Here is a 21,420-nt window from a genome sequence, read left to right on the forward strand (position 1 = left end):
GCGAGGATTCACGAAGGTCTCTCCGATGCGTTGGATGAAAGCGGAGCGGAGCAGGGCCGTCTGGGGCGGCACCCCTGCACGGGTGCCGCCCCTCCCTGCTTCAGAGGCAGACGCGCGGGCCCGAGGGCCCGGCGTATCAGCAGCGCTGTGAGGTGCGCGTGCTGAGCGGCGCGGGGTAGGAGGGAATATTGATCGTTCCCTCGCCCGAGGTGCACTCGTCCGCCGTCTTCGCGGCGTTGCTCCAGAACTCCTGGGCGTTGGTGTTGAAGACGGTGCGCTGCCCCACCAGGGAGTCGCGCTTGTACGACCACACGCCGACCGTCACGTTGACCTTGGTCTTCTGGTCCAGGAACGACTTCCAGACCCACACATAGCCGTAGTTCTCGTCGCACTCGGCCGAGTAGAACTGCTTGACCGAGGCGATCGTCTCCGTACCCCGGTAGATGTACTCCGTCGTCCCGATCTGCGCTGCGTCCGAACACACCCCCGCCGCCGTGGCGACAGCGCTCGCCGGGTTGCCGGCCTCCGTACCCGCCGCCCCCGCCGCAGCGTTGGCCTCACGCTGCTGCGACGTCTGCCCCGGTCCCGTCGCCGCCGAGGCGACCCCTCCACCCAGTACTGACAACGCTGTCACCGCAGCCACAGTCAGACCCGTCATGCGCGCACGCGTCACGTGCACAACCCCCTTGAAGAAGCGCGCAGGCCCCAGGCGCTGAAGCGTCGGCCGGGCAACCCGCGTAGATGAGTGCGCACCAAGTGGCGCGTCTCCCCATCCTCATCACAGGCCCCACCGGAACGGGATATTCCAAGGAGTCCAGTACACACAGTAGCCACATGACTGTCTGTCAAAACCAGAATTTTTGATTCATCCGCCTTCATCCCGCAGGCGGAACACCGTCACCACTAGGCATTGCAGCGCTCGCGTGTCCTCAGGTGGTCGAACCTCAGGAAAGCGCTCTCCCTGTGATGTGTGCAACATGAATGGGCATCACATGGCCGGGCACGAGGCGGTGTTGAACGATTGCGTGTGCGCCCCCCTCAGGCGACGTGGTCGTCAGCCGGGTCGAGGGTGACGGGCCTGGCCCCGGTGCGGCGGGCTGGCGCTCGCAGTTCACTCCAGCTCCGCCGCCGACGCCCGCCATCACGGTCGGAGACGGCAGGAACGCGTCGATACGGCCGCGGTCCGGGCCCGGATCGCGGCGGCCGCGGCGCGGGCGTGCTCGGAGACCACGGGCGGGAACGGTCGGCACGTACTCAACGTGAGGTGTTCTCGGTGTGGTCACGGGCGTCCGGGGCCGGGTCGGCGTAGACGCCGTGGAGCATGCCGGTGGCCTGACCGATCTCGATCAGGTAGCCGTCCGGATCGCGCAGGTAGCAGCGGATCTCGGCTTTGCGGTCGATCGGCCCGGTGATGAACTGGGCGCCTTTGGCGCTCCAGTCGCGGTGGACGGCCTCGATGTCGGCCACACGGATGTTGAGGAAGCAGGATGCGCTGGTGACGTCGTCCGGTGGGCGCAGAGTGATGCCGGGTTTGTCGGGGGTGGGCCCGCCGCCGGGATTCATGATGATCCAGCTGTTGGCCAGCCGGACGGTGCACGGGTTCTCGGCGAGAACGACTTCACCGCCGAGGACATCCGTGTAGAAGGCGCGCGAACGGGGTACGTCGGCGACGCTGAGGAAGTAGGTCAGGAGCATTCCTGATGCGGGTGCGGGAAAGCCTTCCGTGTCGTGCGAGGGCATGCCTTCACATCCTTCGTCGTCGTGTCTGCGTCAGCGGCCGGAACCGCGTGCGTCCGGTCGGCCTCCGGGCCGAGGAGGTGCCGAGACCTGCGGGTCGGTCACTCCCCCGGGGCAGAGCCGGTCGGTGTTCCAGCCCGCCAGGCGCGCGCCGGCCGCGTATGCGGTGTCGTAGAACCGGAGAATCTCGGCTGACGCGTCCGGCGCGGTGCGCACGTCGTCGTAGGGCAGCAGGGCCAGGTGCGAGCCGTTGCTCTCCGTCCACCGCGCGGCCGCCGGCTCCAGCGGTTGCCGCTGCAGCCCGTCGGGTTCCGGCGCCGTGTAGGAGTAGAAGGCAGGTTCGGGATAGGACCGCTCGTCGCCGAACCAGAAGCCGCTGCTGATCACCTCACGCGAGTACGCCTCGCGGGTCACGGGATCGACGGACCGGCCTTGTGCCACATGCCGGTCGGAGAACCGGGTGACGGCGAGGTCGAAGGTGTGCCAGAAGTGGTGGCCGGGGCTGGTTTTCCCGGAGTAGCCGGCGGCGTACTTCTCCAGGACCAGCATCACCTGGGTGAGGATCGTCCAGTAGCGGCTCACGGCGGCCTGGTCGTACGTGGCGTGTTCGTCGTCCTCGGCGAACGGCCGGGCGGCGTCGGGCAGGTCGAAGGGGTACGGGTGCTCCGGAACGACATCGATGCCCAGGTACTGAAGCGCGCCGGTGAACTCCCGGTAGAAGTCGCCGACCGACAGGCCGGTCAGGGGGAAGGACACCTGGCGCCCGTCGAGGGTGAGAGTCCGGAGGCGGTGGGTGGTGAAGTCGAAGTCGACGGTGAACACCGTGCCGTCGCCGAGCGGGCCGCTGGGCCGGGTGGTGATGCCGTCGCCGGTCAGATGGAAGGGAACGTTCCACCAGTGGTTGCGCCGGACGCCGGCCGCCAGCCGTACCTTCCCGACGATCTGGAGGAACCGGTGCAACGTCTCCTTCGTCGGCGCCCAGGACTCCCTGGGCAGCGGGGGAAACAGATCCATCGCAGGCGCACCTCCCCGGGGGCCCGCCCCGGCCCGGACGGCCGAGGGCACATGATTCCACTCTCACGCCCTCGGGCCGGGCCCGCATCCGCTGGAAGCGGGGGGCGTACCGCGTTCGCCACGCTGCGATGGCCCTTCTCCTCCGGGTCCAGCAAGCTCATGTCATCGTCCGCCGCGAAGGGACCTGCGACCGTGCCGTCCATGGATCCGCCCCGTTACGAGAATCTCCGGGCCCTCTACCTGAACTGCACCCTCAAGCCGTCTCCGGAGACGAGCAACACCGAGGGGTTGATCGACCGCAGCACTGCGGTGATGCGCGCGGCCGGTGTGCACACGCAGGTGATCCGTCCTGTCGACCGGGACCTCGCGGTCGGCGTCCAGCCCGACATGACCGAGCACGGCGCCGCCTCCGATGCCTGGCCGGATCTGTACGCCACGGTGATGGCCGCCGACATCCTGGTGCTGTGCGGGCCGATCTGGCTCGGTGACAACAGTTCCGTGATGAAGCACGTCATCGAACGGCTCTACTCCAGTTCGGCCGAGCTCAACGAGGCGGGCCAGTCCGCCTACTACGGGCGGGTCGGCGGCTGTCTCATCACGGGCAACGAGGACGGCCTCAAGCACTGCGCCATGAACATCCTCTACAGCCTCCAGCACATCGGCTACGCCATCCCCCCGCAGGCCGACGCCGGCTGGATCGGCGAGGCGGGACCGGGGCCCAGCTACCTCGATCCCGACTCCGGTGGGCCGGAGAACGACTTCACCAACCGCAACACCACCTTCGCTGCCTGGAACCTCATGCACCTCGCCGCTCTGCTGAAGCGGGCCGGGGGAATCCCCGCGTACGGCAACCAGCGCCCCGCATGGAACGCCGGCTGCCGGTTCGACGCGCCCAACCCGGAGCACCGCAGCTGACGAACACCCGCGAGCCAACGATGAGCTCGCCGCTCTCCCCCGCCGCCGCACGGCGACCGACCGCAGCCTGGAAGAGGCGGATCGCCCGGACCGACCGGGACCACAGCCCGGCAAACACCTGGACATGGAGCACACCTCATGGCTGATCAAGAAATCCCCGGCATCGATCCGCAGGCCGCTCCGAGCGGACCGGGATGCGCCGACTGCCTGGCGGGGGACGGCCCCGGCTGGTGGTTCCACCTGAGGCGCTGCGCTGCCTGCGGCCATATCGGCTGCTGCGACTCCTCCCCCTCCCAGCACGCCACCACGCACTACCGGAAGACCGGCCACCCCTACATCACCAGCTACGAACCGGGCGAGGAGTGGTTCTACAACAACGAGACCGAACAGTTCTACGAGGGCCCGCGACTCGCTCCTCCCTCCGCCCACCCTGCCGACCAGCCCGTCCCCGGACCGGCCGGCGCGGTCCCCCAGGACTGGCAGCAGCGGTTGAACTGAGCGGTGCCGCAGACGGAACGAGCCCGGGTCGTCGTCGGCACCGTGCAGGACCGGTGGCTGCTCAAGAGCCCAGGCGCGCGAGGGTGTGACGCTCTGTGCAAGGGCCGAGGCCGAGGCGCGACCATCCGGTGCACACCGCGATGCGAACCACCGTCGACTCGGCGGGCGTGCTGCGCAGGGCATGGCGGTTGAAGACAGGTGGCCGAGCAGCGGGCTCAGGTGGTGAGCAGTTCGGCGATCTCATGGGCGAGCTCCGGGCCGAGCGAGCCCCAGCCATCCTTGTAGCCGTACACACTCCCCAGGCTGCGGGCGTCGTAGTCGCCGTTCAGGATGTCTATGTCGGTGGGGGTGATGAGCGACGGGTGGGGGACGCCGACGGCTCCCGAGACCTTCAGCAACTCCCTGCGCAGGGTGCGCAGGTACATCGCGGCCCGGATGCCCTTCGAGGGCGCGTCGATGCCGCGCGCCAGCCACGGGTTCTGGGTGGCGATGCCGGTGGGGCACTTGTCGGTGTGGCACTTCTGGGCCTGGATGCAGCCGATGGACAGCATCGCCTCACGGCCCACGTTGATCATGTCGGCACCGAGGGCGAACGCGACGACGGCGTTCTCGGGCAGGCCGAGCTTGCCGGAGCCGATGAAGGTGATGTCGTCGGTCAGGCCCCGCTCGGCGAACACGCCGTAGACGCGGGAGAAGCCCATGCGGAACGGCAGGGACACCGAGTCGGCGAAGATCAGGGGTGCCGCCCCGGTGCCGCCCTCGCCACCGTCGACGGTGATGAAGTCGACCCCACGCTCGCCCCGCTCCATCAGAGTGGCGAGTTCCTCCCAGAAGTCCATCTCCCCGACGGCGCTCTTGATCCCGACCGGCAATCCGGTCTCCGTGGCCAGCAGCTCCACGAAGTCGAGCATCGAGTCCACGTCGTGGAACGCGGTGTGCCGCGACGGCGAAGCGCAGTCCTCGCCTGCGGGAATGTCGCGGATCCGGGCAATCTCGTCGGTCACCTTCGCGCCGGGCAGCATGCCGCCGAGCCCCGGCTTCGCGCCCTGCGAGAGCTTGATCTCGATCGCCTTGACAGGCGCGCCCGCGACCATGGACGTGAGCTTGTCGAGGTTGAACGTCCCGTCCTCGTTGCGGCAGCCGAAGTACGACGTACCGATCTGGAGGACGAGGTCCCCGCCATTGAGATGGTAGGGCGACAGGCCGCCCTCGCCGGTGTTGTGCATCGTCCCGGCCAGCGCCGCGCCCTTGTTGAGCGCCGTGACGGCCGCGCCGGACAGCGAGCCGAAGCTCATCGCCGAGATGTTGATGACGCTCGCCGGGCGGAACGCCTTCGCGCGGCCGCGCGGCCCGCCGAGCACCTTGGCCGAGGGCAACGCCGCCTGCGGGTCGCTCAGATCGGGCAGCGCGCCGGCGAACGTACGCTGCTTCACGTACGCATGACCCTGTACGTGTTCGACGTCGTTGTCGGTGCCGAACCCGAAGTAGTTGTTCTCCCCCTTCGCCGACGCGTAGATCCAGCTGCGCTGGTCACGGCTGAAGGGGCGCTCCTCGTCGTTGGACGTCACGATGTACTGCCGCAGCTCGGGGCCGATCGTCTCCAGCACATACCTGGCGTGCCCCACCAGGGGGAAGTTCCTCAGCAGCGCGTGCTTCCTCTGCACGAGGTCGCGGGCGGCCACCAGCGCCAGCCCCGTGGCGGCTGCCGCACCTATGCTCCGTGCACGCATGACAAAAAGTTCCTCTCCTCGACCGGCCGTACTTCACGGTGGCCGTCTACCCCGCGCCGCGGGAATGCCACGCGATGCCGCAGGCCCGAAAGCACCGCCCCTGCGGGAGGACCCGCGGCGCGGCCCGTGCAGGGGGCCGGGCCGCGCCGCGGGCGGGTCAGAGCGCCGAGTCGAGGTGTCCGAGGTGTTCGATGAGGTTCATGTTCTCGGCGTAGTCCACCGGGCAGTTGATGATCGACACGCCCGGGTCCGCCAGCGCCTCACGGAGCGTCGGCAGCAGGTCCCCGGCGGACTCGATGTGGTAGCCCTTCGCGCCGAAGCTGCGGGCGTACTGGACGATGTCCGGGTTGCCGAAGTCGGTGTTGGAGTGTTCGCCGACCTCCAGGTCCATCTTCCACTTGATGAGCCCGTAGCCGTTGTCCTCCCAGATCAGCACGGTCAGCGGGATGTTCTCGCGAACCGCGGTCTCGATCTCCTGGGAGTGCATGAGGAACGAGCCGTCGCCGACCGCCGCCAGCACCTTCGTCTGCGGCCTGGCGAGCTGGACCGCGAGCGCGCCGGGCAGCGAGAAGCCCATGGTGGACAAGCCGTTGGAGATGAGGCAGGTGTTCGGCGCGTACGTCGGGTAGAGCCGGGCCATCCACATCTTCAGCGCGCCGGTGTCGACCAGCACGATGTCGTCGCGACCGAGCGCGGCGCGGGTGTCGGCGATGACGCGCTGCGGGGCGAGCGGGTAGCGCTCGTCCGCGGCGCCCTGTTCGAGTTCCTTGGCCAGCAGCGTGCGGGTGGCCTTGGTGTCCTCGTCGTCGATGGTCCAGCGCAGGCCGTCGAGTTCGGTGGCGAGGGCGTCGAGGGAGGCGGAGATGTCGCCGATGATGCCGACGTCGACCGAGTAGCTGTCGTCCACCTCCGCCGGGACGCGGTGGATGTGGATGATCTTCTTGTCACCGTCCGGGTTGATCCGGGACGGGTCGAACTCCTGAAGCTCGTAGCCGACGGCGATGACGACGTCGGCCTCCTCGAACCCGAAGTTGGTGTAGTCGCGCCGCATGAAGCCGAACGTGCCGGTCGCGCACGGGTGGTCGTCGGGCAGGACGCCCTTGCCGTGGAAGGTGGTCGCCGTCGACACGTCGAGTGCGGTGGCGAACGCCGCCAGCGACTCCTCGGCGCCGCCGCGCGCCGCGCCGTGTCCGGCGAGGATCACCGGCCGGCGGGCCTGCCGCAGCAGCTCCCCCGCGCGCTTGATCTGCTTCGGGGACGGCGCCTCGGGCTGCACGACGTTCCTGCGCAGCGGGCGCAGGTCCGAGCCGTCCGTCGCCTCGTCGACGTCCTCGGGCACGGCGAGGTAGACGGCGCCGGGCCGCTCGGACTCCGCGGTCTTGAAGGCGCGCCGCACCATCTCCGGGATGGCCCGGGTGGCCGGGACCTCCGCCGACCACTTCGTGACCGGGGCGAACATGCTCACCAGGTCAACGAACTGGTGGGACTCCTTGTAGTTGCGCTCCTTGCCGACCTGCGCGGTGATCGCGACAACGGGGGTGCTGTTCGTCATGGCGTCGGCGACGCCCAGCATCAGGTTGATCGCGCCGGGTCCCAGCGTCGCGGACATCACGCCCGCCGAGCCGGTGAGCCGGCCGTGCATCTCCGCCATGAACGACGCGGCCTGCTCGTGCCGGGTGAGGACGTAGCGGATCCTCTCCGAGCGGGCGAGAGCGTTGGTGAAACGGATGTTCTCCTCGCCGGGTACGCCGAACACCACCTCGACGCCCTCGTTCTCCAGGCAGCGAACCAGGAGTTCGGCCGCTCCGTCGGGGGTCTGTTTCCGGTGCTCGGATTCGCTCACGCCGGTCGTGTCCTCTCCTGAGTTCTGGCCGCGCCGATGAGGTGGGCCGGTCAGCCGTCTACCCCAGGCGTCCAGGCCGAGTCCTTCTGGACGCTCCTCGCTGACGCCGGGGCCCGGCAGGATCCAGCGCCCTGCCGAGCCCCCGTCAACTTTCCGTTGGTCCAGACCTCTTGACGATTGGTCTAGGCCTTCTTAGGGTCACGGCAACACTGCGAGGGCCCCGACGAGAGCTCGTGGCTCATGGCCGCGCAGGGTTGACGGGCCAGGGACCCCCCTGCCCATTGGAGCCCCCCACTCATGGAGCAGCCTTGAGTACACAAACGCGTTGGCGCCGTGCCAGATCCTCCCGGACCGCCTCCCCGGGCAGACGGTCCAAGACCCTCGCGGGGGCCACGGCGCTCCTCGTGCCGCTGGCCGCCATGGTGGGTCTCGCGGCCCCGGCGGAGGCCGCGTCCTCCGCCACCGCCGTCTACACCAAGGCATCCGACTGGGGCAGCGGCTTCGAGGGCAAGTGGACGGTGAAGAACACCGGCACCACCACGCTCTCCACCTGGAGCGTCGAGTGGGACTTCCCGGCGAACACCAAGGTCACCTCCGCCTGGGACGCCACCGTCACCAACTCCGCGAACCACTGGACCGCCAAGAACCTCGGCTGGAACGGCACCCTGGCACCCGGCGCGTCCGTGTCCTTCGGTTTCAACGGCTCCGGCACCGGCACGCCCTCCGGCTGCAAGCTCAACGGCAACCCGTGCGACGGCGGCTCCACCAACCCCGGTGACAACGCCCCCTCCGCCCCCGGCAAGCCCACCGCGAGCGACGTCACCAACTCCTCGGCGAAGCTGTCCTGGGCACCCGCCACGGACGACAAGGGAATCAAGAACTACGACGTCAAGCGCGACGGCGCCACGGTCGCGACCGTCACCGGCACCACGTACACCGATACCGGCCTGACGGCGGGCACGGACTACAGCTACTCCGTGGTGGCCCGCGACACCGCCGACCAGACCGGCCCGGCGTCGGCCGCCACGACCGTCCGCACCACCGGTAGCGGTGGCGGCGGCGAGAACCCCGGCGGCAACGGGAAGATCAACCTGGGCTACTTCACCAACTGGGGCTCCTACACGGCGAAGGACCTCGTGACCTCCGGCTCCGCCGAGAAGATCACGCACATCAACTACGCCTTCGGCAACGTGCAGAACGGCAAGTGCACCATCGGCGACGCGTACGAGGACTACCAGAAGTCCTACAGCGCCGCCCAGTCGGTCGACGGCAAGGCTGACGCTTCGGACCAGCCGCTGCGGGGCCACTTCAACCAGCTGCGCAAGCTGAAGGCCAAGTACCCGAACATCAAGGTCCTCTGGTCGTTCGGCGGCTGGACCTGGTCCGGCGGCTTCGGCCAGGCCGTCCAGAACCCCGCAGCCTTCGCCCAGTCCTGCTACGACCTGGTCGAGGACCCCCGCTGGGCCGATGTCTTCGACGGTATCGACCTCGACTGGGAGTACCCCAACGCCTGCGGTCTCACCTGCGACACCAGCGGACCTGCCGCGTTCAAGAACATGATGCAGGCCATGCGGGCCAAGTTCGGTGCGAACAACCTCCTCACCGCGGCCATCACCGCCGACGGTTCCAACGGGGGCAAGATCGACGCCGCCGACTACGGAGGCGCCGCGCAGTACATCAACTGGTACGACGTGATGACGTACGACTTCTTCGGCGCCTGGGCAGCACAGGGCCCGACGGCCCCGCACTCCCCGCTGACCTCCTACCCGGGCATTCCCGCGCAGGGCTTCACCTCGGCCGACGCCATCGCCAAGCTGAAGGCCAAGGGCGTCCCGGCCTCCAAGCTGCTCCTGGGCATCGGCTTCTACGGCCGCGGCTGGACCGGCGTCACCCAGTCGGCCCCGGGCGGCACGGCGACAGGCCCGGCGGCCGGCGTCGAGCCCGGCAACCAGTACTACAAGGTCCTCAAGACGGCGTGCCCGGCCACCGGCACGGTCGGAGGCACGGCGTACGCCCACTGCGGGAAGGACTGGTGGAGCTACGACACTCCGGCGACCGTCGGCACCAAGATGGCGTGGGCCAAGAGCCAGGGCCTGGGCGGCGCGTTCTTCTGGGAGTTCAACGGTGACACGACGAACGGCGAACTGGTGACGGCCATCAGCAGCGGCCTGAAGTAGTCCCCGGACCATCCCCGTGCCCGCCCGCCCCACGAACAGGGGCGGGCGGGCACGACACTGTCCGGGGCAGACGGAGCGGCGCGGCCTGAACGGCTCAGGCCCCAGCGACCCGCTGTTCCGCCCGCCGCTCAGAGCCTCTGCCCCTTCGACGAGGACGAGTCCGCTCGGACCAGTTCAGACAGGGGTCCGTCGACGAGCACTGCCCGTCGAGAAGGACAGCGGTAGCTGCGGTGTCCCGCCGGCCGATGGGGCGTAGGAGGAAGAGGGGCGCTGCCAGGAGCGCCGCCGGGCGCAGCGGGGTGAAGGCGCCAGCCGGGACGCTTCAGTGGATCATGCGGCACCTGCCGCAGCCCATCGGCAGTGGTGCAGGACGGCGCGAACCCGACGCCGATGATCTCTCGAATGCGCCGGGGATCGGCCAGTCCATGACCCGGCTCCCCCTGCGCGGGCAGCTTCGGTGGGGCGGGTCGAGATGCGGGTCCGGGATCGCGGGGCGACTGTAGATGGAGCGTCTACCTGCGTCGTCTGGAGAGTCATGATCGTCAAGATGTTGCACGAGAAGGGTCTGAAGGCGGAGCACGCCTACACTGCGGCGTTCGCCTCGATCGGCCTGTCCGTCGTCTCCTGGTGCGGATCGATGAAGGCCGAGGCCGCAGGCACCGCGCGTGCCGACCGGTGGGGCATCTTCGTCGGGGAGTGGGCCCCCACCTTCTTCGCCCTCGGGCTCGCCCTGGCGAACTACGAACGCGACCACGACCTCCTCCACTCCCCCGCTCACTGATCGCACGCCGGGCCGGGCCGAATTCCGGCAGCCGCATGCCGCCGTCGAACTCGGCGGCGGGCGAAGGGAGCGATCAGCCACTTGTGGGGGGCGATGACGAGGGTCGTCCTGCTCGATTCCCGCGTAGCGGTCCCGGACGCTCGGGGCGAGGAGACCGGCACCCCCGTACGCGCCATCGACGTGGAGCCAGAGGTCGAAGTCACGGACCACGGCGGCGACTCCCGCGAGGTCGTCGATGATTCCAGCGTTGGCGGTACCAGCGGCCGCCACCCCGGTCACATGGGATGGGCCGGCGTCGGCGAGGAGCGCGGTGCGCAGTACAGGGCCGGTGATGCGGTGGCCCATGGTCGGCACCGCGAAGGGCTCGACGCCGATGATGCGCAGGGCGTCGCCGATGGACGAGTGGGCCTGGTCGGACAAGGCGAACCGGACACAGTCGTACGGGCCGAGCCCCCGACGTCGTCGAGCCGTGTCGCGCGCGGTGACCAGGGCGGAGAGGTTCCCGGCCGAGCCGCCCGGGACGAAGCACCCGCCGGTCTCGGCCGGCATCCCGGCGAGCTCCGCGAGCAGGCGCAGCACCTGGTTGTCGGCAGCGATGGGTCGGCGCGGACCAGGTCCGCCGCCCGTAGTCCGCGCCGTCACGACGCGGCGCGGTCACCGACTTCTCAGAAGTGCGCGGCCACAGACGCACCACGCGTACCGCGCGCCTCTAACTCCATCTCGCCGAGCACCTGGAGGCGTACCTTCCACCTTCGGATGAGTCCGTCCCGGCGTCACACGAGCCCCACCGGTCATGCTCAGACCAATCCGTACGGCGAGCAGTCCCGAGTAGACGACATCAGCGACCGAACGAAGTTCCGGCCTCGCGCCGGAACTTCCGGAAGGGGATGTGTCCTCGTGACAGCCAGCCGTACAACTCGTTTCACCGCCCTGCTCGTTCTGCCCGCCGCGCTCACTCTCGGGGTGGCCGTGCCCGCCCTGGCACATGAGGGGCACCCCGTCGGCACCACCAACGCGGTCGACGGCGACACGTATCAGATCGACCTGGAGCAGCTGAACGACTCCGGTGCCGGCGGCGCCGCCCTGGTCAGCCTCGACGGCGACAAACTGACCGTGAAGATCGACGCGGAGGGACTCGTCCCCGGTCAGCCCCACGCCCAGCACATCCACGGCTCCACCGACGGCCACGACTTCCGCTGTCCCGACAAGAGCGCCGACAAGGACGGGGACGGCATCGTCACCACCGCCGAGGGGCTGCCGCAGTACGGGGACATCAACATCTCCTTGACCACCAAGGGCGACACGTCGAAGGACAGCGGCCTCGCGGTGGATCGGATGCCCGTCGCGGACAAGGACGGCAAGCTGACGTACTCCCGCACGATCACCGTCTCCCGGGACGTGGCGGACCACCTCAAGGACTTGCACGTCGTCCAGCACGGAATCGACCGGAACGACGACGGGAAGTACGACTTCGGCGCGGGCAAGAGCGAACTCGACCCGAAGCTGCCCCAGGAGGCCACTGCCCCGGCCACCTGCGGCATGGTCAAGGGCGCAGCCGTCGGTTCCATGCCGGTGGGCGGCGTCGAGACCGGCGGCACCACCACGGAAGGCGTCGAATCGCCGGGGCTTCTCGCCGCGGGGGGCGTGGCCGCGCTCGCGGCCGGCGGTCTCTTCGCCGTACGCCGCCGTACCCGCACGGCCGACCGCGGTGGCAGCTGACCACCAGCCCCGTCCGACCGGCCGGCCCCAGGGGCGCTCTCCGGCCGGCCGACGAGTCCGAGGTTCCGCAACGGCAGTGAGCAGGGAAGGGAGAAGGCGATGAACGGCAGCGAACCGAACGACGGGCCCCCGGGATCACAGGGGCGAAGGACGCTCGTGCTCACGGCCGCCATCACGGCACTGCTGCTGGCCGGCGGGCTGTTGCTGGGATGGGGAGTGGGCCGACAGCAACCCGCCCCGCCCGCCGCGAAGAACAAGGCCGGCGAATCCCGGGCCCCGGCCACGCGGACGCCTCTGTCGGACGGAGGCGCCTCCAGCCCCTCGGGAGGCGGACAGCGTACGGAGGCGCTGTCCGCCTCTCGCCCCCTGAGCATCACGATCCCCGCGATCGACGTGACCTCCCCCTTGGAGGATCTGGGCCTGGGCAAGAACAGAGCCATGGAGACACCCCGCGATCCGGACAAGGCCGGCTGGTACACACCCGGCCCGGCACCCGGCTCCGTGGGCCCTTCGGTGATAGCAGGTCACGTGACCTGGGACGGCGCTCCGGCGGTCTTCTTCAAGCTGACCGAACTCGACCCCGGTGACCGCATCGAGGTCCGGCGCGCCGACGGCCGGACCGCGGCCTTCACCGTCGACCGCACCGCCGTCTATCCCAAGGACGAGTTCCCCACCGTCGAGGTCTACCGCAACCTGGATCACTCCGGTCTCCGCCTCATCACCTGCGGCGGAGACTACTCCGCCTCCGACAGCCGGTACGCGGACAACGTGGTCGTCTACGCCACTCTCACCGACAGCACGGCTGGTAATTGACCGATCCGTTGTGGGGCGCCCAGGAGAGTGGCGCCCCACAACAGCCGTCCCCCGCGGGCCCTGCACCGCGGGGAGCGATCCGAGGTTCGCCGCAGCCGCCGGAGAACCTCGCATGTGCGGAGCCTCCTCCTGACATCCGCTCACATCGGGTATTCGTCACCCTCGGGGCGGCGGATTGGCCGGTTCCGGTACGACACCCGGTCGGGCTGATTCCTGAGCGAATACGCTGGAGGAGACCTCGCCCGGGCGAGTCGGCCAAGACAAGAGGGGCATCCAAGATGCTGCTCGGGGGTACACGGGCTCGCATGCACGGACAACACGCGCGTCCTACGAGCACTCTGTTCGGCTCCGCCCTGACCGCTCAGGAGGGCGCGGTCAGCCGTGACGCTCCACGGCACTCTCGCCGGGGTCGGCCGATGGGCCGCTTGCGGCGTCGGCTCCTGGCCTACCGATCGATCGAGTTCCTGCCCTCCCGTGTACCCGGCGGTACCCGTCCGGACGAGGAATGCCTGCTCCTGGTCCACATCCGCAAGGTCGTCGGCCAGGTCCGCTACCGGCTCTGCGACCGTTGCGAACAAGGCGTCATCACCGACGTCACCCTGGAGGAACGGTTCCGCAGCACCGGCCTGGGGACCCGCGCCCTGTCGCATCTGCGCTCCCGTCACCCAAGCGTCAAGTGGCGCAGCACCCTGAACCTGCGCGCGACACGCGACCTCCTGCGCCGTATGTCCATCCCCGCAACCGCAGCGGCCGCCTGCCCGCACACCATGGAGCCGGACGTCTGACGCCAGAGGCCCTGGGCGACCCGTTCCCACCTGCGGCGAGACCCCGGTGGCAGACGCGCTCGCGCGCCGGCGTGGGGGCTCCGATTGAACGAGTCCATCCGGGGAGAGGGCAGTTCGGCAGTCGAGAAACCCCGGCCACGGCGTGGGCTCCTCGGGTCCGGTCCGGCCCTTCGGACTTCGCAGGGATTCGCCGGCCGCCGGACAGCCCGTGCCCGAGAACTCAGGCTCGCGGCCCGGGGTCATGGCAGGTCTCCTGCCGCTCTGTGTACGGCGACGTCGCCTCCGCCTCGACCGGGAAGGCATACCCTCCCGTCCTTGACAGCTCATCGTGACGGCGCGTTGAGCTACTGTTGCCTCCGGGCAAATATGTCGGCGCCTGGGTGCGCGGTTGCGGGAGTGTGTGATGGCGGACTCTGACGGAGAGGCTTCGCTGTCGCGGCTGTGGGACGAGGGCCGGCTCGGTGGGCTGCGGGAGACGGGGCTGAGCGCGGCGTCGGATGCGGGGATGGAGCGGTTCGCCCGGCTGGCCGCTGAGCTGGTGGGCGTACCGGTGTCGTTGGTGTCGTTGGTGGAGCCGGCGCGGCAGGTGTTTCCGGGCATGGTGGGGCTGCCCGGTCCGTGGGCGGAGAGCCGGCAGACGCCGTTGACGCATTCGCTGTGCCGGCACGTGGTCGCCGAGGGCAGGCCCTTGGTACTGACCGACGCTCGCGAAGACGCTCGGACGGTCACGTCCCTCGCCATCCCGGACCTGGGCGTGGTCGGCTACGCGGGGATGCCGCTGACGGACAGTGACGGGCACGTTCTGGGGTCACTGTGCGCGATCGACACCGAGCCCCGGCGGTGGAGCGAGCGGGAGCTGGGGCTGCTGGAGGACTTGGCGGCCGCGTGCAGCGCGGAGCTGCGGCTGCGGATCGTCTCGCGCCAGCGCCAGGACGCCATGGACAAGGCGGAGACCATCACTCGCCGGTACCGGGGCGCGTTGGACCGCTCGCAGCTGCTGCTGAGTGCGGCCGACGCCCTGGCCGACACCACCGGTCTGGCCGAGGTCCGCCAGACCGTACGGGATCTGGTCACCAGCGACCTCAAGCCGGTCTACGTAGGGCTCGCCCTGGTGGAAAACGACTCGGCGGGCCGGTTGCGGCGCCTGATCGACGAGACCGGCGGCGCGCCCATGGAGCGCGAGTACGAGACGTACGACCTGGACTCCGGTTGGCCGACCGCCCGCGCGGCCCGGGAGAACCGCACCATCACCGTCACCGACGAGGCGGAACTGCGCCAGGACTACGCCCCCGAAGCCGTGGAGGCGTTCAACAGCCTGGGCCTGGCCAGCGCGGTGTGCGTACCGCTGCCCGGCACGGTGATCCCGCTGGGCACTCTGGTGCTGGGCTGGGACGAAGCCCACGAGATCGACATCGTCGAACAGGCACTCCTGAGGGCCCTGGCCGGTTACACGGCCCGCGCGGTCGAGCGGGCCCTGTTCGTGGAGAACCGGGTCTCGGCCGCACGGCAGATGCAGAGGGCCATGCTCACCGACCTTCCCGAGGTCGAAGGGGTCGAGCTGGCAGCGCTCTACCGGCCCGCCGCGGAGACCGACCTGGTCGGTGGGGACTGGTACGACGCCTACCCGCTGCCGCCCGCCGACCAGGGCGGCGACGACTCCCCGGCTCCGGACGTACTGGCGGTCTCGATCGGCGACATCACCGGCCACGACCTCGACGCCGCGACCCTGATGGGCCAGGTCCGCAGCATGCTCCGCCAAGCCGATCTCGACCACCCCGGCGGCGGCCCCGCCCGCACGGTCACCGCGTTCGAGCATGCGAACACCCGCCTGAACCTCGGAGCCAGCGGCACCCTCATCCACGCCCATCTGCGCCCCTGCCCTCCGCCGCGGGAAGGCGACTGGGAGCTGACCTGGACCAACGCCGGCCACCCTCCGCCCCTGATCGCCACACCCCACGCCCCGGGCCGGCGACTCCACGAACACGGAATGCTGCTGTTCCCCGGACTCGCCGGCCCCGAACGCACGGACAACCGGATCACGCTGCCCGCCGGCAGCGCCCTGCTCCTCTACACCGACGGCCTGGTCGAGCGCACCGGACAGACCATGACCGAGGCCATCGACCTGACCGCACACCTTCTCACCGGCCACAGCGGCCGGCTGCTGCCCGAACTGCTGGACGCCATCATGGACGAGGTACCGGCGCCCGACACCGGCGACGACATCGCCCTCCTCGCCGTGCGGATCCCCGCCACGCAACCGCCCCCCATCCAGGCGGGCGCCACCACCACCGAACGGTGAAAGGGAGCCCGCGGCAGGAGGCACACCCCTCTGGCCACGGCAACCACCCGTGCCCGCCGCCCCGCCCGAGGCTGCCATCATGGACACGTGCAGAGGAGAGACAGCGACCACCACAGCCTGCGGATCCAGCACACCCTGTATCCGGCGGCCTACCTCCTGCGCCTGATCGGGGACACCCACCCGACGAGCCATGAGCTCGCGGCCGCCTTCCAGCACGCCGACGCGTGGGCGCTACCGCTCATCGTCGACCTCTCCGCGCTCGGCTTCGGCGACGAAGAACTCCTCCGGCGCCTCCTCCACGCCCACCGGACCGGCCTCACCCTCATCGGCCCGATCAGCGACTCCTTCCAGCGCCGCCTCGACACCACCGGCGTCACCGACCTGTTCACCATCCGACCGACCCTGGACGCCGCCCTCGACTCCCCCGGGCGCGACCGGCGGTGACGATGCCCGAGGCGATCGCCAGGCCGGTTCCCGGATTACTGGCCGGTGGGGCAGGGGCCCCACGCAGCTGTGCCACGTCTGTCCGCCACCGCTGAAGCTCCGGGGCGGGTAGTGCGACATCGCGGCGGCGCGGCGGCGAGCGTGGCGTGGCGGCGTGGCGGCGAGCGAGCGTCGCGAAGATATCGTCTGCCCGTTTCTGAATGTGTCCGCCGCGCGGTGTGACGATGCGCCGGTCGGTGTGCTCGCGGGCCCGGGTGATGTGCGCTGCCGATTCGAGGCGATTCAGCAGCGCGGTGGCGGCACCCGTGGACATCGCTCGCTCAGCCGTGCCGGTGACAGGGAATGCCGCACTCCTGGGCGGCGGTGACCTCCAGGACCGCGGTCACGTTCGCGGAGTGCGGGCCCGGCCGGGCGGCGGAGCACCGACCGAGCTCGGCGCAGTGGCCGCCGTAGATCCTCAGTGACTCCATCAGCCGCTCACGCCGCTCCGGGACGCCGTCACGCACCACGCCCTCCATGCCTTCACGCCTCTCCTCCGCCACGCGCTCCGCACGGCTCTGCGCTTTGACAACCAACCGCCACTATTTTACCTTCACTGTGGAGCTATTTCACCACGGAGGTATTTGGTATGCGCGATCCGTCCGCCGCCCTTGAGGAGACGGCTGAGCCCTACCGGTGGCGGTGGCTGATCCTCGCGGTGATGATCGTCGCTGAGATCATGGATCTCCTGGACGCCTCGATCGTCAACGTCGCCGGGCCTGACCTGGAGAGATCCCTCGGGGCTGGTTCCGTCGGGCTGCAGTGGGTGATCGGCGGCTACGCCCTCACTCTGGGAGCCGGGCTCGTGCTCGGTGGCCGCCTCGGAGACCGCTACGGCCGGCGACAGATGTTCCTGCTCGGGCTCACGGCCTTCACCGCGACCTCCCTGCTGTGCGCGGTCGCGCCGAACATCGAGTCGCTGATCGCCTTCCGCCTGCTGCAGGGCACCGCCGGAGCGATGCTGCTGCCCCAGGGCCTGGGCCTGCTGCGGGAGAACTTCTCCGGCCCCGAGCTCACCAAGGTCTTCGCGATCTTCGGACCTGTGCTCGGCCTGGGCGGCATCATCGGCCCGGTCCTGGGCGGCTTCCTCATCGAGGGCGACTTCTTCGGCCTGGGCTGGCGGTCGGTGTTCCTGGTCAACCTGCCCATCGGCCTCGCGGCGCTCGTGGTCGCCGCGAAGTTCGTGCCCAGGAAGGCGGGCGACCGCACGGTGCGGGTCGACATGACCGGCGGGGCCCTGATCGTGGCTTCCTGCACCCTGCTCGTGCTGCCGCTGAACCAGGGACAGGAGAACGGCTGGCCGCTGTGGACGTGGCTGTCCATGGCCGGCTCGGTGATCGGTTTCGCCCTCTTCGCCCTCCAGCAACGCCGTACGGCCGCCGCGGGCCGTGAGCCGCTGGTGACCCCGGGGCTGCTGCGCAAGCCGGCCTTCACCGTCGGCCTCGGCGGCATCGCCCTGTTCTTCGGCGGGCTGGTCGGCACCCAGCTCGTACTGACCCTTTTCCTCCAGATCGGCCACCGTTTCACCGCCGGTGACGCGGGTCTGGGCAACCTGCCCCTCGCCGTGGGAACCGCGATCGGCGGTGCCGTCAGCGGCGCGTTCCTCGCCGAAAGGATCGGCCGCAAAGTGCTCCAGATCGGGCCGATGGTCCAGCTGGCCGGCGCGGTCGTGCTGTGGGTCGAGCTCGAAGGGCTCGACGCCGCCTCGTTCTCGATCTGGGACATCGCTCCCGGCGTGGCGGTCGCGGGCATCGGCGCCGGCATGGTGATCGCCGCCCTGTTCAGCTTCATCCTGGCCGCGGTCGACGACGACGAGATCGGATCCGCCTCCGGTGTCCTGTCGGCGGCCCAGGCGGTCGGCGGTTCCATCGGCGTCGCGGTCTTCGGCTCGGTGTTCTTCGCCCGGGCCACAACCGATGACTTCACCGGCGGTTTCCACCACGCGCTGATCGTCCAGGCGTGCTTGCTCGTGGTCTTCCTCGCGATCACCTTCCTGCTTCCCGAGAAGGGCCGCCCGGAAGACGAGCAGCACGGCGTCACCCCCGAAACCACAGCCGACGACTCCGGCGCCAAGCAGCACCTCACCGTCTGAGCCCCGGGCCGGGGGCGGGAATACGGCTGCCCCCGGCCCGGGCCGGAACGGACCGCGCACCGAAGCCGCCGCCCGAGGCGGGAGAAGATGAGAAAGGCGGAAGGGAAGCGTCGTGACACATCGCAGCGTACTGATCGCGGGAGCCGGCATCGCCGGCCCGGCCCTGGCCCACTGGCTCGGACGGCACGGAACGCAGGCCACCCTCGTCGAGCGGGCTCCCGCCCTGCGGGAAGGCGGGCAGACCGTGGACCTGCGCGGCGCCGGGAGGGACGTCGCCCGCAGGATGGGCCTGGAACGTACCCTCCAGGACCACGCCACTCGCGAAGAAGGCGTCCGCTTCGTCGACGCGGCGAACCGTACCGAAGCCGCCTTCGCCAGCGGTGCCTTCGGCGGCCAAGGCCCGATCGCCGAGCTGGAGATCCTGCGCGCCGACCTGTCACGCATCCTCTACGAGGCGACCCACCCGCACGCCGAGTACCTGTTCGGGGACGAGATCACTCAGCTGTCCGACACGGGGAAGAAGGTCGACGTCTCCTTCCGCTACGGCCCGGACCGCGCCTTCGACCTTGTCGTCGCCGCCGACGGAGCCCGCTCCCGCACCCGCGACCTGATCTTCGGCGGCACCACCGACATCCGCGCCGTGGGCCTGACGACCGCGTACTTCACCATCCCCCGCCGGCCCTCGGACGGCACCTGGGCCCGCTGGCACAACGCCACTGGGGGGCGCACGGCGACTTTGCGCCCCGACAACCGGGGCACCACCCGCGCCTCCCTCTCCTACCTCTCCCCGCCACGGGGAGACGAACGCCTGGCACCGGACGCCCAGAAGAAGCTCCTGCGCGGGCTGTTCACCGGCGCGGGCTGGGAGATCCCGCGCATCCTGGCCGCCATGGACACCGCCGACGACTTCTTCCTCGACGCCGTCAGCCAAGTCCGCATGCCCTCGTGGTCCCGGGGACGCGTAGCCGTCGTCGGCGACGCCGCCTACTGCGCCTCACCTCTCAGCGGCATGGGCACCAGCCTCGCCCTCACCGGCTCCTACGTCCTGGCCGGCGAACTCGCCCACCACGCCCACCACAGCGATGCGTTCACCCGCTACGAGCGCATCCTCCGGCCCTACGCAACCCGCGCCCAGAAGCTGCCGCCCGGCGTGCCCCGCATCGCTTCACCCCGCACCCGGGCCGGCATCCGGACCCTCAACACCGTCCTGCGCGCCGCCTCCCGCCCCCGCGTCGCCCAAGCCCTCAACCGATTCCTCGTACCGCCCGCGGACACCTTCACGCTGCCTCCGTACGGCCTCCAGCGGTGACGGCGCTTCCTGTGGGCGAACAGCGCAATCGGCCGCTCCCCGCGCGCGGGCAGGCGGCTCAGGGGGCAGAGCCCCGATCGCCGACCGCGACCCGGCTTCCTGGGCCCGCGCGGGAGGAGGCGAGCGCACGGCGGGCCGGACGGGCTCAGGCGTGAGGCACGGCCGGGACGGGCCCCGTACGTATGCCGACACCGCCGACGCATCGATCCGGGCCCGCACACCTCAGGGCCGACCGGCCTACGCGCCGATCAGCTCACGCACGGTCGCCATGTCGCTGAAGGGCAGCAGCTCGCCCCGGATGCTCTGGTGCGGTTCGCTGCCCTTGCCCGCGACGAGCACGATGTCGTGCGGACCCGCCTCCGCCAGCGCGGCGGCGATGGCCGGACGGCGGTCGGTCAGCCGCTCGAACGGCGTCCCGGTCGACGCGATGCCCTCCGCGATCTGGTCGAGGATGGCCTCGGGGTCCTCGAACCGAGGATTGTCGGAGGTGAGAACGCACAGGTCGGAGTGGGTGCCCGCGATCACGCCCATATCGGCGCGCTTGGTGGTGTCACGGTCGCCGCCACAGCCGAACACGGTGATCACCCGGCCCCGGGCGAAGCCCCGGATGGTGGTGAGCACCTTGCTGAGGGAGTCCGGTGAGTGGGCGTAGTCCACGATCACCGAGGCGCCTCCGGGGATCTGGAGGCGCTCGAAGCGGCCGGGAATCTGCGGCATCCGCTCCAGTGCGTCGACCAGCCCGGCCAGACCGTGGCCCAGGAGGTGGCACGCCGCCACCGTGGCCAGCGCATTGGAGATCGAGAACCGGCCCGGCGACGGAATCGCCGCCGGATACTTGCGCCCTTCGTGGTGCAGGGTGAACCGGGAGCCCGAGGCGTCCACCGCGAGGTCGCTCGCGCGGTAGTCCGCGTCGCCGTCCAGCGCGTACGTGGTCACCGCGCCGGGCATCAACTTCCGGATCCCGGCACCCACCGGGTCGTCGGCGTTGACCACGGCGCGTCGGCACAGGCCCTGGAAGAGACGCAGTTTGGCGTCCCGATAGTTCTCCATGGTGCCGTGGTCGTCGAGGTGGTCCTGGGTCAGGTTGGTGAAGACGCCGATGTCGACGAACGTCCGGTCCAGGCGATGCGTCAGCAGCCCCATCGAGGTGGCCTCCAGGACGACGGTTCCGCACGCCCGGTCGCGCATGTGCCCCAGCAGGTACTGGAGATCGGGCGATTCCGGA

The 21,420-nt window shown here is 70.1% G+C and carries 18 protein-coding genes and 1 pseudogene; 11 read left to right on the forward strand and 8 right to left on the reverse strand.

Annotated elements, in window-relative coordinates:
• Positions 1-136: 136 nt before the first annotated feature.
• The 3 genes from IF19_RS0120345 to IF19_RS0120355 form a co-directional block, all read right to left on the reverse strand.
• Positions 137-634, reverse strand: coding sequence for a hypothetical protein (locus tag IF19_RS0120345; RefSeq protein WP_136975143.1), 498 nt, complete (start codon positions 632-634; stop codon positions 137-139).
• Between the two features lie 620 nt (positions 635-1,254).
• Positions 1,255-1,740, reverse strand: coding sequence for a VOC family protein (locus IF19_RS0120350; protein WP_030113475.1), 486 nt, complete (start codon positions 1,738-1,740; stop codon positions 1,255-1,257).
• Between the two features lie 30 nt (positions 1,741-1,770).
• Entirely contained in the window at positions 1,771-2,751 is a 981-nt protein-coding gene (locus IF19_RS0120355) for a DUF5996 family protein (protein WP_030120952.1), read from the reverse strand.
• Between the two features lie 201 nt (positions 2,752-2,952).
• On the opposite strand from IF19_RS0120355, the gene IF19_RS0120360 reads away from it, so the two are divergent.
• Positions 2,953-3,666: a flavodoxin family protein gene (locus IF19_RS0120360; RefSeq protein WP_030113478.1), complete on the forward strand. Its 714-nt coding sequence runs from the start codon at positions 2,953-2,955 to the stop codon at positions 3,664-3,666.
• A 138-nt stretch (positions 3,667-3,804) separates the two neighbouring features.
• Positions 3,805-4,164 carry a UBP-type zinc finger domain-containing protein gene (locus IF19_RS0120365; RefSeq protein ID WP_030113479.1) on the forward strand — a complete coding sequence of 120 codons (360 nt, stop codon included), beginning with the start codon at positions 3,805-3,807 and terminating at the stop codon, positions 4,162-4,164.
• Positions 4,165-4,379: 215 nt separating this feature from the next.
• Here IF19_RS0120365 and IF19_RS0120370 read toward each other — a convergent pair whose 3' ends face one another.
• Positions 4,380-5,894: an FMN-binding glutamate synthase family protein gene (locus IF19_RS0120370; protein WP_030194874.1), complete on the reverse strand. Its 1,515-nt coding sequence runs from the start codon at positions 5,892-5,894 to the stop codon at positions 4,380-4,382.
• A 157-nt stretch (positions 5,895-6,051) separates the two neighbouring features.
• On the reverse strand, positions 6,052-7,737 hold the full coding sequence (locus IF19_RS0120375) for an acetolactate synthase large subunit (RefSeq protein ID WP_030113481.1): 1,686 nt from the start codon (positions 7,735-7,737) through the stop codon (positions 6,052-6,054).
• Positions 7,738-8,045: 308 nt separating this feature from the next.
• Between IF19_RS0120375 and IF19_RS0120380 the strand changes: the two genes are divergently transcribed.
• Both IF19_RS0120380 and IF19_RS0120385 read left to right on the forward strand, forming a co-directional pair.
• Entirely contained in the window at positions 8,046-9,914 is a 1,869-nt protein-coding gene (locus tag IF19_RS0120380; RefSeq protein ID WP_030276609.1) for a glycoside hydrolase family 18 chitinase, read from the forward strand.
• Positions 9,915-10,449: 535 nt separating this feature from the next.
• On the forward strand, positions 10,450-10,695 hold the full coding sequence (locus IF19_RS0120385) for a hypothetical protein (protein ID WP_030122189.1): 246 nt from the start codon (positions 10,450-10,452) through the stop codon (positions 10,693-10,695).
• Positions 10,696-10,863: 168 nt separating this feature from the next.
• Here IF19_RS0120385 and IF19_RS1000000136310 read toward each other — a convergent pair.
• Positions 10,864-11,244: pseudogene (locus tag IF19_RS1000000136310) on the reverse strand (pyridoxal-dependent decarboxylase); the annotation flags it as partial.
• 348 nt (positions 11,245-11,592) lie between these two features.
• On the opposite strand from IF19_RS1000000136310, the gene IF19_RS0120390 reads away from it, so the two are divergent.
• The 5 genes from IF19_RS0120390 to IF19_RS0120410 all read left to right on the forward strand — a co-directional run bounded on the left by IF19_RS0120390 (position 11,593) and on the right by IF19_RS0120410 (position 16,755).
• Positions 11,593-12,414: a hypothetical protein gene (locus IF19_RS0120390; protein ID WP_030112255.1), complete on the forward strand. Its 822-nt coding sequence runs from the start codon at positions 11,593-11,595 to the stop codon at positions 12,412-12,414.
• A 99-nt stretch (positions 12,415-12,513) separates the two neighbouring features.
• Positions 12,514-13,227, forward strand: coding sequence for a class F sortase (locus tag IF19_RS0120395; RefSeq protein WP_030112256.1), 714 nt, complete (start codon positions 12,514-12,516; stop codon positions 13,225-13,227).
• A 416-nt stretch (positions 13,228-13,643) separates the two neighbouring features.
• Entirely contained in the window at positions 13,644-14,012 is a 369-nt protein-coding gene (locus IF19_RS0120400; RefSeq protein ID WP_223857862.1) for a GNAT family N-acetyltransferase, read from the forward strand.
• A gap of 403 nt (positions 14,013-14,415) precedes the next feature.
• A complete protein-coding gene (locus IF19_RS0120405; RefSeq protein WP_050493873.1) occupies positions 14,416-16,311 on the forward strand; it encodes a GAF domain-containing SpoIIE family protein phosphatase in 1,896 nt (631 codons plus the stop codon).
• An 87-nt stretch (positions 16,312-16,398) separates the two neighbouring features.
• Positions 16,399-16,755 (forward strand): STAS domain-containing protein, encoded by a 357-nt coding sequence (locus IF19_RS0120410; protein ID WP_050493872.1) that lies wholly within the window; start codon positions 16,399-16,401, stop codon positions 16,753-16,755.
• Between the two features lie 320 nt (positions 16,756-17,075).
• On the opposite strand, the gene IF19_RS1000000138825 is transcribed toward IF19_RS0120410, so the two are convergent.
• Positions 17,076-17,330 (reverse strand): hypothetical protein, encoded by a 255-nt coding sequence (locus tag IF19_RS1000000138825; RefSeq protein ID WP_324605228.1) that lies wholly within the window; start codon positions 17,328-17,330, stop codon positions 17,076-17,078.
• A gap of 53 nt (positions 17,331-17,383) precedes the next feature.
• On the opposite strand from IF19_RS1000000138825, the gene IF19_RS0120420 reads away from it, so the two are divergent.
• Both IF19_RS0120420 and IF19_RS0120425 read left to right on the forward strand, forming a co-directional pair.
• On the forward strand, positions 17,384-18,886 hold the full coding sequence (locus tag IF19_RS0120420; protein ID WP_030112260.1) for an MFS transporter: 1,503 nt from the start codon (positions 17,384-17,386) through the stop codon (positions 18,884-18,886).
• A gap of 112 nt (positions 18,887-18,998) precedes the next feature.
• Positions 18,999-20,195: an FAD-dependent monooxygenase gene (locus IF19_RS0120425; protein WP_030112261.1), complete on the forward strand. Its 1,197-nt coding sequence runs from the start codon at positions 18,999-19,001 to the stop codon at positions 20,193-20,195.
• A 237-nt stretch (positions 20,196-20,432) separates the two neighbouring features.
• Here IF19_RS0120425 and IF19_RS0120430 read toward each other — a convergent pair.
• Positions 20,433-21,420, reverse strand: a 988-nt coding sequence (locus tag IF19_RS0120430; RefSeq protein ID WP_032747672.1) for a Mur ligase family protein, incomplete at its 5' end; no start/stop codon positions are given.

Origin of the sequence: Streptomyces californicus (assembly GCF_000717645.1) — a bacterium.
Classification (GTDB): domain Bacteria; phylum Actinomycetota; class Actinomycetes; order Streptomycetales; family Streptomycetaceae; genus Streptomyces; species Streptomyces californicus.